The sequence below is a fragment of the Acinetobacter sp. ANC_7504 genome (assembly GCF_056779995.1).
This window is the reverse complement of sequence record NZ_JBWYIZ010000005.1, coordinates 1-11,913: the sequence shown is the minus strand read 5'-3', so window position 1 is coordinate 11,913 and position 11,913 is coordinate 1. Positions and strand designations below refer to the sequence as shown.

At 38.2% G+C, this 11,913-nt stretch carries 10 protein-coding genes; 4 read left to right on the top strand and 6 right to left on the bottom strand.

Features of this window, described 5'->3' with window-relative positions:
* Window positions 1–11 precede the first annotated feature (11 nt).
* Both dinB and AC1M9F_RS07230 read left to right on the top strand, forming a co-directional pair.
* Window positions 12–1,073, top strand: a complete 1,062-nt coding sequence (gene dinB / locus AC1M9F_RS07235; protein WP_481597431.1) for a DNA polymerase IV — start codon at window positions 12–14, stop codon at window positions 1,071–1,073.
* 364 nt (window positions 1,074–1,437) lie between these two features.
* On the top strand, window positions 1,438–1,791 hold the full coding sequence (locus tag AC1M9F_RS07230; RefSeq protein ID WP_481597430.1) for a RidA family protein: 354 nt from the start codon (window positions 1,438–1,440) through the stop codon (window positions 1,789–1,791).
* A gap of 44 nt (window positions 1,792–1,835) precedes the next feature.
* On the opposite strand, the gene AC1M9F_RS07225 is transcribed toward AC1M9F_RS07230, so the two are convergent.
* Complete coding sequence (locus AC1M9F_RS07225) at window positions 1,836–2,381, bottom strand: DUF2726 domain-containing protein (RefSeq protein ID WP_092767397.1); 546 nt, start codon at window positions 2,379–2,381, stop codon at window positions 1,836–1,838.
* Between the two features lie 428 nt (window positions 2,382–2,809).
* Window positions 2,810–5,206, bottom strand: a complete 2,397-nt coding sequence (locus tag AC1M9F_RS07220; RefSeq protein WP_035268131.1) for a YgiQ family radical SAM protein — start codon at window positions 5,204–5,206, stop codon at window positions 2,810–2,812.
* 326 nt (window positions 5,207–5,532) lie between these two features.
* Between AC1M9F_RS07220 and AC1M9F_RS07215 the strand changes: the two genes are divergently transcribed.
* A complete protein-coding gene (locus tag AC1M9F_RS07215) occupies window positions 5,533–6,558 on the top strand; it encodes an alpha/beta fold hydrolase (RefSeq protein WP_481597429.1) in 1,026 nt (341 codons plus the stop codon).
* A 489-nt stretch (window positions 6,559–7,047) separates the two neighbouring features.
* Entirely contained in the window at window positions 7,048–7,590 is a 543-nt protein-coding gene (locus AC1M9F_RS07210) for a type 1 glutamine amidotransferase domain-containing protein (RefSeq protein WP_481597428.1), read from the top strand.
* Between the two features lie 40 nt (window positions 7,591–7,630).
* Here AC1M9F_RS07210 and AC1M9F_RS07205 read toward each other — a convergent pair whose 3' ends face one another.
* The 4 genes from AC1M9F_RS07205 to AC1M9F_RS07190 all read right to left on the bottom strand — a co-directional run bounded on the left by AC1M9F_RS07205 (window position 7,631) and on the right by AC1M9F_RS07190 (window position 11,643).
* Window positions 7,631–7,942: an ankyrin repeat domain-containing protein gene (locus AC1M9F_RS07205; protein ID WP_092767432.1), complete on the bottom strand. Its 312-nt coding sequence runs from the start codon at window positions 7,940–7,942 to the stop codon at window positions 7,631–7,633.
* 30 nt (window positions 7,943–7,972) lie between these two features.
* Window positions 7,973–8,605, bottom strand: a complete 633-nt coding sequence (locus AC1M9F_RS07200) for a hypothetical protein (RefSeq protein ID WP_481597427.1) — start codon at window positions 8,603–8,605, stop codon at window positions 7,973–7,975.
* A 65-nt stretch (window positions 8,606–8,670) separates the two neighbouring features.
* On the bottom strand, window positions 8,671–10,020 hold the full coding sequence (locus tag AC1M9F_RS07195; protein ID WP_481597426.1) for an aromatic acid/H+ symport family MFS transporter: 1,350 nt from the start codon (window positions 10,018–10,020) through the stop codon (window positions 8,671–8,673).
* Between the two features lie 372 nt (window positions 10,021–10,392).
* On the bottom strand, window positions 10,393–11,643 hold the full coding sequence (locus AC1M9F_RS07190) for an esterase-like activity of phytase family protein (RefSeq protein ID WP_481597425.1): 1,251 nt from the start codon (window positions 11,641–11,643) through the stop codon (window positions 10,393–10,395).
* Between the last annotated feature and the right edge of the window lie 270 nt (window positions 11,644–11,913).

Below are 11,913 nucleotides of genomic sequence, written 5' to 3'. Positions count from 1 at the left end.
GATTGAACATTTTGCGAAAGATAATTCATATCGATATGGATGCTTTTTACGCTTCTGTGGAGCTTAGAGAGCGTCCAGAATTACAACACTTACCTGTGGTCATTGCATCTCATCACCCACGAGCCGTCGTTGCAGCAGCATCATACCCAGCTCGTGAGTATGGCTTACGTTCGGCCATGTCGATGACACAAGCCAAAAAACTTTGCCCACAAGTGATCGTAATTGAGCCAAATTTTTCTAAATACCAACATGTGTCAGCCCAAATTCATGAGATATTTCAAAAACATACCAGCATCATCGAACCCTTATCGCTGGATGAAGCATATCTAGATGTCACTGAAAATTTACAGCAGATCCCAAGCGCTACTGAAGTTGCGATGCATATTCGTGATGAAATATTTCAGCTTACTGGATTGACCGCCTCAGCAGGCGTTGCACCAAATAAGTTTTTAGCCAAAATTGCATCTGATTGGAATAAACCGAATGGCATTTGTGTGATCAAACCCAATCAGGTGCAACAGTTCATCTATGATCTTCCACTCAAAAAAATCCCCGGTGTAGGTAAGGTCACACAGGAAAAATTAAAAGCTTTGCAACTCGAAACACTTGGGGATTTACAGCAGGTCGAAGAAAACTTTCTCACTCATCATTTCGGAAAATATGGCAAACAATTATTTCTCTATGCTCAAGGGATCGATGAGCGACCTGTTCAAAGCGAACGCCAAAGACAGCAAATTTCTAAAGAAACCACGTTTGATGAAGATCTTTTTTTAAACCAATGTGATCAATTTTGGACTTCACTGCTTTCTCGTGTTTGGCAAAATCTTCAAAACAAGGAAATGATCGCTAGAGGTATCAGCGTCAAACTCAAACTTAAAAATTTTCAAGTTTTACAACACTCTAAAAGCTTTAAACAACCTTTCAATCACATAGAGGATTTGCAACTTGCACTCAAATTATTGTTAATGGAAATGAATATTCCTGATGAATATCAGTTTAGACTCATTGGTGTTGGGGTGTATCAACTTTCAGAAAAACAACAAGACACGCAACTCAATTTATTCGGATTGTAAATTTCGTCTAGTTTTCATGCAAAAGAATAAAATTAAGTCAATTTTTTTCGCCTTTTTTTCCTTTTTAGAGTAATCTAATCGCGCAATACATTTACCCATGTGTCTGCTGAGATGTTGTTAGAAGACCTATATCTAACACATTTGTCCTGTGATTGGCGTGACAATCCATCCGAATATTACAGGGCACTCTAATCTGAATGGGTACAATGTCTTTTTCCTCCAAATATTTCTGATCTCCTCCCATAAAAATAAACTTTCAGAGATACAGCAATTAAACCGAATTCATAGTTCCACTTACCCTATACTTTCTAAATCCTATACGGCATTTCATAATCTATATTTATATCTATAAGGGATGAGCTTTATGTCTGTTCAACGTTTACACGTTCAAAAACGTTTTTCTGAGGTTGCTATTTTTGGTCACTTCGTTCATCTGGCAGGTCAGTTAGCAGAAGATACGTCTCTCGACATTCGTGGACAGTCACAACAAACCTTTGACATTATTGACAGTTTATTGGCTGAAGCAGGTACAGATAAAAGCCATATCATGTCTGTGACAATTTATCTAAAAGATATTGAAAAAGATTATGCAGCATTCAATGAAGTTTGGGATGCATGGGTTTCTGATATTCAAGCTCTACCGCGTACATGCGTAGAGGCTAAACTGTATCATCCCGATGTTCTTGTTGAGCTAACGGTAATTGCCGCGAAACCTTGATAAAAAAAAGCATGCCTGAGCATGCTTTTTTATTTCAAAGATGATTAGCTAAATGCGCGAATATCTGCCAATCGCCCAGCACTATACTTTTCTAATTTATGCTCAATCACGGATTCATCTCCCCATTCAATTGGCATATCCTCAGTGTATTCATCCAAAAAATCACGTCTTAACTGCACATATTCTGGGACAGCATGGTAAGAGATCACTTTGTATCCCGCGGTTTCAAGTAATGCATTTTGAAACTGTAAAGTATGTCCACGTTTGAATGAAAATTTATCTTCTAAACTGACAATGGCAAGAACTTTACAATCCTTATTCATCACCACAAAATCAGCAAACATTGACTCATATTTACGGCGTGTACGCGGTAACTTTGTGGTCAGTAAGGCGTCAAAAGAGACATGTGCCAAAATATGCGCATTTGGCATGATTTCTTTAAGACGATTGAAAGTTACTTGCTGATAGGGGCTAAACACTGCTCTTTGACGGAGCATGCTATCAGAGGGTTGTTGATGCTTTAATCCTTTATAAGCAATGAACAACACCACAGCGAGTATGATCACACTCGCGATGATCATGATATCCATGACTAGTATCCTTATTTGAATTCTTATCGTTAATTTCTTTTTTAAACTACTTCAAAAAACACAACTTTTATTATTGTTTCATTATGCTGATGTTATACATCGCATAGTCCAAGTGAAAAGCGCTTCAGACCAAGCTTATATTAAACATGTTCTGCACTTATTGGCTATAGTTTAAAACATGAACCACATCACACTATTACATAATTGTTGGACAATGATGAAAATTTCATTTGAAGATAATACAATATCACCTGAAATGAAAAACTCAAAACCTCACTAAACTACTAATTTAAATGATTATTTTAAAATAAAAAAGAGACTTACCCAAATCAAGCCCAATATTCCGATAAAATGAGCATCATCGAAAATATTGTATAGAAAATGTTCAAAAAAGGACGCCGCAGCGTCCTTTTGAAAGAAATTATCATTTATGCACGAGACTTGGGTTTGGATTTACCCTTAGGTTTCCCCTCGCCAAAAGGTTTTTTGCGATCTCCAGTCTCACGTGGTGGCAAACCAGTGTGCTGTGTCAAGATTTGACCTTTCTTCGGACGATTATTTTGTCCTTGTGATTGACCACGATTAGCGGTTTGACCCGTACGTTTTTGTGAATCACCAGCGACAGTTGAATTTTTCTTACGTGCAGATTGATATTGACCATCCGTGCCCTGAGGCTGATACGTCGGAATCAAATGTTGCTTAGAATTACCAATTAAGTCCTGACGACCCATTTCTTTCAAAGCTTCACGCAGTAAAGGCCAGTTATTTGGATCATGGTAACGTAAGAAAGCTTTATGTAAACGGCGGCGTTTTTCACCTTTTACAATGTCGACATCTTCAGTATAACGTGCCACTTTCGCAAGCGGATTTTTACCGGTGTAGTACATGGTGGTCGCAGTTGCCATTGGTGATGGATAGAAGGTTTGTACTTGGTCAGCACGGAAACCATTCTTTTTCAACCAAATTGCAAGGTTCATCATGTCGTAATCGGTTGTACCCGGATGCGCCGCAATAAAGTAAGGAATAAGATATTGTTCCTTACCTGCTTCTTTACTAAAACGATCAAACATTTGCTTAAAGCGGTCATACGTCCCAATACCCGGCTTCATCATTTTATTGAGAGGGCCTTTTTCGGTATGTTCAGGTGCAATCTTTAAGTAGCCACCGACATGATGCGTGACTAATTCTTTGACATATTCAGGGTTCAATACTGCAAGGTCATAACGTAGACCCGAACCGATCAAAATCTTTTTAATACCTGGTAAAGCACGAGCTTTACGATATAACTGCGTAAGAGGTGCGTGATCAGTATGCAAGTTTTGACAAACACCTGGGAACACGCACGATGGCTTACGACAGTTCTTTTCAATTTCTGGATCTTTACATGCCAAACGATACATATTGGCTGTCGGACCACCTAAGTCCGAAATAATACCTGTAAAGCCTGGCGCCGTATCACGAATCTTTTCAACTTCACGTAAGATCGATTCTTCAGAACGGTTTTGAATAATTCGACCTTCATGCTCCGTAATCGAACAGAAGGTACAACCACCAAAACAACCACGCATGATGTTCACGGAGAATTTGATCATGTCAAACGCTGGGAAACGCGCATCTCCATAAGATGGATGTGGTAGACGTGCATAAGGCAAGTCGAACACATAATCCATTTCTTCTGTGGTTAGTGGGATTGGCGGTGGATTAATCCAGACATCACGCTCACCATGCTTCTGCACGAGTGCGCGCGCATTCCCTGGATTGGTTTCTAGATGCAAAATACGGTTTGCATGGGCATAAAGCACTGGATCATTGGCAACTTCTTCAAAAGAAGGTAGACGAATCACAGCCAATTCACGTGGTGGCAACTTATGCTTAATCGCCTTAGATGATGGCTGTAACTGCACGATTTGCGTATCTGCATCCAAATTGTCGCCTTCACGAACAATCGGATTGCTGACCACTTCTTTTTGGAAATTCTGATACTGCGTTAAGCTGTTGCCTTTGTCTTTCTCAATTTCACAGCCATCAATATCTTCGGTCATCACATATGGATTGATGATTGGATCAACACGGCCTATGGTATCGACATCATTTGATGCGATCTCAACAAACTTGGCTTTTGCTGCACGGTTATGCTTATTAATAATAAATGCAGTACCACGAACATCAGTAATGTCTGTAATTTTTTCGCCTTTGGCTAGACGGTGCATCACTTCAATGATTGAGCGTTCACCATTACCATACATCAATAGATCTGCTTTTGAATCCATTAAAATAGAACGACGAACTTTGTCAGACCAATAGTCATAATGCGCAATACGACGTAATGAGCCTTCGATACCGCCTAGCAGAACAGGAACATCAGGGAACGCTTCACGACAACGTTGACAATAGACTGTTGCTGCACGGTCAGGACGTTTATTCGGTTGGTTATCTGGAGAATAAGCATCATCTGAACGGATCTTACGGTCAGCCGTATAACGGTTGATCATAGAGTCCATGTTACCTGCCGATACGCCCCAAGCAATATTTGGTTTACCAAGTACACGGAATGCTTCAACATTCGTCCAGTCTGGTTGGGCAATAATACCAACACGGAAACCTTGCGCTTCAAGCACACGGCCAATGATACCGGTTACAAATGATGGATGATCGATATAAGCATCACCACAAACAAAAATAAAGTCACAACTATCCCAACCGAGTTGGTCCATTTCCTCGCGTGACATCGGCAAAAAAGGCGCGGGTTCAAAACAAGACGCCCAATATTTGTCGTAATCAAACAACGCTTTTGGCGCAGTCTGAGCGGTATAAGCAGTAGACATGGCTAGCAATTCTCGGCTGGCAGATGGAAGATCAAAAATTAGATCAAAGATGAAAGCCGATCATTTTACCATGAATTCAACTCAACTTGCTTGATTAAAAAACAATCAAATACAACTGCTTAAATTTTCTATTCATCACTGATGACCTAAGACCTAGTTGTGTACACTTAACATACAACCAAATCTAAACAAAAAATAATATGCATTTAATTTCAGTAACTTGAGCTTAGCAATTGACTCGATTCCTTTACGACTGATGATTTGGGTAATAAACAAAGTTGCTTTTCATTTTTATAGTGTTTGAAAAAAACGAAAGGCGTTTAATCGTGCTCAAAATAATACTCACAACCGTTGCCACCATGATGGCTTTATTAATTTCCAATTTGGCTTGGACTCAAACTAAAATTCCACAGTCTTACCAGCAACAAGCAGCTTGGCAACAATTACAACAAAGACTCCCTTCGAAGTTTCGTATCAATGACCAAAACAAACCACATGAGTACTACTGGAGTTGGAATGATTACCGTGTACATGTCGATGCTTATCCCAATACTAAAGCGCCAGCCAAAGTCATTTTATTACATGGCGTAGGTACAAATGGTCGTCAGATGAGTTTAATTCTTGGGCGTCCACTTGCCCAAAAAGGGTATGAAACCTTCGCATTGGATTTACCCGGTTATGGTCTGACACAATATCCTTCAAAAAAAGAAATTCGTTATGATCATTGGGTGAAATTGGTCAATGATTTTGTGAACGAACAAGCGCAAAAAGATGATCGTCCTATTTTCCTTTATGGACTCTCAGCAGGTGGAATGCTCACGCTACATGTGGCCATACAGAATCAACATGTCGATGGCATCATCGGAATGACGTTTCTCGATCAAGAATTTAAAGACGTTCAAAAAGGAACTATGCGTTTTAGTTCTCTAAGCCCTATTCTTTTGCCAAGTATGAAAGCAGTAGCGCATACCCCTTTGAAGCAAATCACCTTACCTATGTCCTTGGTTTCAAAGATGTCAAAACTCACCAATGACCCTGAAGCCTTACGCATCATGTTGGCAGACAAAACATCTGCAGGTAATAGCATGAGCGTGGAATTTTTAAACAGCTATATGCATTACCAAAAACCATATCCTTTGACTCAGTTTAATCAAGCACCTGTGTTACTGACTCAACCTGAACAGGATCAATGGACTCCTTTAAAATTGAGCCAACCTGTTTTGAAACAGTTGAAAGTACCTTATCGTGTGATGAGTTTACAAAATGGCGGGCACTACCCTGTTGAGCAACCTGCATTAGATCAGCTGGTAAAATACAGTGATCAATTCATTCGTGAAAATTTACAACGCTAAATTGATCTATTGAACGATAAATGAATCACTTAGATTGTTTTGTAAGCATTATCCTACAATCATCTCTTCCATTGTCGGCTATGCATATCAACGACACTGCACTATTCTTAAACCATCAGGAAACAGGAAGTTTCCCAAACAAAAAACAACAATAATAAGTTTGAGCATCAGGACGTGAGGTACGACAGGAGTTATACCTAAAAGCAGCCGATACGAAGAAAAGCCCATCAGGAAGATGGGCTTTTCTTTTTCTTAGACGTAGAATTTTTTAAGCACACTACACGTTGTCACGCTTGTAAAACAATTATTCATCATGCTTTTTCGCTTTCACAACACTTTCATGCATTCCATTTGTTAGTTTTAAAGTGTGTCACGCAACAACTCTGACTGTAATTTCCAAAGTGCAAGCAACTTATGCTGTTCCTACAATACGGAATAGCCTAGTGCAAACGGCTTGCATACAAAATTTTAAAGATTGAGGATGTGAACATGGCAAAAGCTTTATTTATTACTGCAAATTTTGGTGTTGAAAAAGATGAATTAATCAAACCCTTAGCATTTTTAAAATCAAAAGGGATTGAAACCTATCATGCTGCTGAAGAAAAGAAATCTGTTCAGACTGTGGTTGGGGATCAAGAGCCTTCTGATCAAGTTCAACCTGATTTAAGCTTCGATGAAGTCATCGCAAATGACTATGACATCCTGATTATTCCTGGGGGAACGGTGAATGCGGATAACTTGCGAATTCATCCACAGGTTCAAAAATTGATTCAAATTTTTGCTGACCATCAAAAACCAATCGCAGCTATTTGTCATGCGCCTTGGACATTAATTGATGCGCAACGTATCAAAGATAAAAATCTGACGTCTTATAAGTCAGTAAAAATTGATTTAGAAAATGCAGGCGGTAAATGGGTCGATGAAGAGGTGCATCGTTGTAATACTGGCGGTTGGCCGCTCATTACTTCACGTTGTCCTGATGATATTCCTGCATTTAATGAAGCCATTTATAAAGAATTGACGCAGTCTTAAAAGATTAAAACCCCTTTTTAGGGGTTTTATTTTGTATGTTTTACAGACTTTTTAAGTAATCTACGATTTCTTGCTCGCCTGCCATTTCAGCGAGTTCTAATGCAGTAAATTGACCTTTGTAAGCAACATTTGCACCTTTTGCGACTAGCAGTTGTACTACATCTAAGTACCCATTCTCTGCGGCTGCTTGAAGTGCGCTATAACCTTCATCATCAATTTGGTTTACATCAGCTCCGTTGTTTAAAGCTGTTTCAACTTCTGTGATTTCGCCTAATGAAGCCCAATAGATGAGTTCAGGAAGATGAAGTTCGCTATCATCGTCAGGGATTGGGGAGAATGAGTTAAGTTTCATGTCTTGTTCCATAATGAAAAATTCGTTTTTTCATTTAGTTTGAGTAGATAAATATAAGTCTTTCATTTCTGCTGAATCAGACATAAACCATTCTATCATTTCCCAATTATCTAATTCAGTCGAAGCATTACCCATGCTTTTTCTAATTGCCAATAACATTTCAGATAACAAAGAAATCCAGACTGATGTTTGAACTAACACATGCTCAGGGGAATTATCTTTCATCTTGTTATAAGAATAAGCATGCTGCATCAAGGCATTGTAAGCACGAATTACCGAATCATCAGCAACTAATGAAAGCTTAAAAGCAATTTTACGATAGTCTACACTCAGCATTCTTCCGATACTTAATTGATCCTTAGTCTTTCCCTTATATTTTGGATCTGAATTAAAGATAGCATCACTTGTGAACATAATGATGAACGGCTCTAATAATAAATTATATGTTTCAATTCTATCTACATGTAATTTATCTTCTAACTCTTTAATGCGTACTAAATTTTTTAATTCTAAATCTGTATTTTTTTCGACATTATTTTTTATATGCCATCCAACGCCAGTTAATGCTAAAACTAGCAAAGGTGTTAATGTATTACTTAAAGCCACAACATAATCTATCCAATCTTTTTCCATATCAATGATAATAATTTTAAATATTATCATTATATTAGCTCCTGCTACTTTAATAAAAAAGCCCCCTTACGGAGGCTTTTAAATCATTCAATTATTTAAGCTTTGGCAATACTTGGCTGACTTGAACCAATCTTTTCAGATTCACTTTCATTCATAATCAGAGCCACTGCAATTGCGGTAATCAACACAGGTAAACCTACTGCCATAAAGTTAAAATGCGCTGGTAAGTTCATCCCTAATAAGCCACCAATCAAGATTGGACCAACAATTGCTCCCATACGACCAATCGCAGATGACCAGCCAATCCCTGTTGAACGAACTGCCAATGGATAGTACTGAGCTACGTAGCTGTATAACAACATCTGTGAACCAATCGATGCAGCACCTGCCAAGAACACCAAGATGTAAAGTAACAGCATATTCGACTGGAAGCCCATTAAGCTCATCACAATCGCACCCATTAAACCCAAGAACATCAATACAGGTTTTAAATGGTAACGGTCTGCCAAGATACCACCGCCAACGATCCCCACTACCGCACCAACATTCATGACCATCATGAACATTAAGCTATTATCCATTGAGTAGCCCGCAGCCATCATCAATTTCGGTAACCAGCTGCTGAGAGCGTACATGGTTAATAAGCATGTAAAGAATGCAACCCAGAACAACAATGTATTTACAGCGCGACCACGACGGAACAAGCTCACAACAGTTGCCGATTCAGGCTCATCTACTTGATCAAGCTCGAAAGTTGTATCTTTCTCAACTTTTATTTTAGGTTCAATCTTCGCCACAATTTGACGAGCTTCTTCCTGACGATTTTCTTTTACGATGAAAGTTAAAGACTCAGGTAAGAATTTCCAAATAATTGGAAGTAAAAGTAATGGAATACCTGCGATAAAGAACATGATTTCCCAACCAAAACTTGGTGTAAACCATGAACCTAACAATGCAGCCATCACACCACCTACCGCATAACCACTAAACATAGTGGTTACCAAGGTGCTACGCATTTTTTGAGGTGCATATTCTGAGGTCAAAGCCACAAGGTTTGGCATAACACCACCAATCCCTAAACCTGCCAAGAAACGCAAAATACCGAACTCAGTTGGATTGGATGCAAAACCACCCGCAAAGGTTAATCCACTGAATAAAATAATACAGATCATAATGACTTTTTTACGGCCAATCTTATCTGCTAAAGAACCAAAAATCATTGCGCCAAACATCATCCCTGCAAGTGCAGTACTTGCGAGCATGCCTGCTTGAACAGCACTTAAACCCCATTCATCCATCAATAATGGTAAAACTACGCCATTAATTGCTAAGTCATAACCATCAAACAGGATAATGAGTAAACACCAAGCGACAACATTGAAGTGAAATGGTGTGAATTTAGCATGGTCAATAATTTTATTGACGTTCATTGCTTGCTGTGACATTCCTCACCTCCTGTGAGAGATCGTATTTCAATAATCTTTAAGCACGATCCAACCAACTTTGAATTTAATTGTTGTGAGCGACGCATCAAAATCGTGTGCTTAAAGTCTGTGAGGTAAATTTCACATAATTCTGTGTTAATAAAAATTGAACGTTAGTCTAAAATCCAATCAAAATTAGGCTTTTTATCTAAATATCGCATTAGACCAAAGTTAGTTTGACTTATGAAAATCAGTGTTTCCATCATTTTATTGGTGAGTAATGATGATATCTCGCTCAAATACGAATTTATTAAAGTACTTATTTCATTATGATATTTTTCACTTATTTTAATAAAAAACCTCATAGATCAAAATCCATGAGGTCTCGAACAATTAATATAACTTTTTGTCTAATTTAATCTGAATAATTTCATTATCATCTGCAAGTTTTGCATTACGTCCACTTGAACCTGGAAAATTATTGTCATTCAACACTGTGATTAAATCAGGTCCTTCAATCACAATATCTTCAATGGTAAAGAATGGAAAACCGAAACGCTCACCCGTCATAATATCGCCCTCACGTGGCGTACCATATAATAAATTTGGATTCGCAATATCCATTAAATTGACCAAGTCCATCTTATTAACCAACTGCTTCGGTTCATTCAGTTGTATTCGAACTAATTTCTTAAAACCACCAATATTATTTTCAGTATCATCACGCTCAATTACAATACCTTCATTTTGAGTAAATAACTGGAAATCACCAATTGCTGTTGCTTTAGGGTCGAGCTCAAAATAGTAATGGTCATTTGTATATGCTTTTTTAGCAATATCAAATTTTGAAATTAATAAATGTCTTTGCGCATTCTTGCTTAATGGTTTTTCCAGCATTGGATATAAATATTGACCATCTGGAGAAATAGCCATGCCTTCAAATCCACCACTTCTTTGCACGAGCGCATTTTCTATTTCAGCCGCACTTTGATGAAGTTGATTTTGTGGAGATCGAAGCTCCTCTCCTTCTTTTTCAGGATGAGGCAATGCAATCGGAGCACTCTTTAAGACACCATCAGCACTAAAATGCAGTAAAAATGGACCGAATTCATCTCCGATCCAAATATCACCATTTTTATCACGCTGTATAGATTCCGGATCAAAATCAGCACCTGTTAAAAGGCGTTCTGGCGTACTCTCATTGACAATTTTGAACGGTACTAACTTATTCGGATCACGAAGCTGTATATGAGACAGTACTTTAACGTTATTTGAGTTGGTCTTAGCAGTTCTAAAATCTACTGAAATATTATAAAGACGTAATAGGTAGTCTGCTGAGTTATCTTGTGCCCCAAATCCATTATCAGACATTACAAGATACGTTCCATCAGCATTTTTTAATGCCCCAGAAAATCCTTGAACTGGCTGACCTTTAAATGGTGGATAAATACCATTTGCACCTTTAACATAAAGTCCCGAATCTGGTCCATCGGCATAGGTAGCTACATCAAGCTTTGCAAATGAAACAAGTGTAGGTTCCTTTATCTGATTTTGTTGATCTGAGGTAATCTTATCATCAGAATCATTACAACCGCTAAGGGCTAAAAATGACAATACCACTGTGCTTAAAAGTGTCTTGTTCATAAATCCATATGTATCACTTAATTAAGGACTCATGATTAAACGGCATGATGGTGTCATTCCTCTGACAGATCAATGAAGATTTGATGAAGGCTTTTATTATTAGTTTCTCACTATATAAAAATCTTTATCAGTGAGTTCTAAGATACATTTCCCTTTATATTTAATTCTTTATTTCAATTTTTTGATATAAAAAAACACCCCCTTCTATTGAAGGAGGTGTTTAGAATAATGAGCTGGCGATGACTTACTCTCACATGGGTAACCCCACAC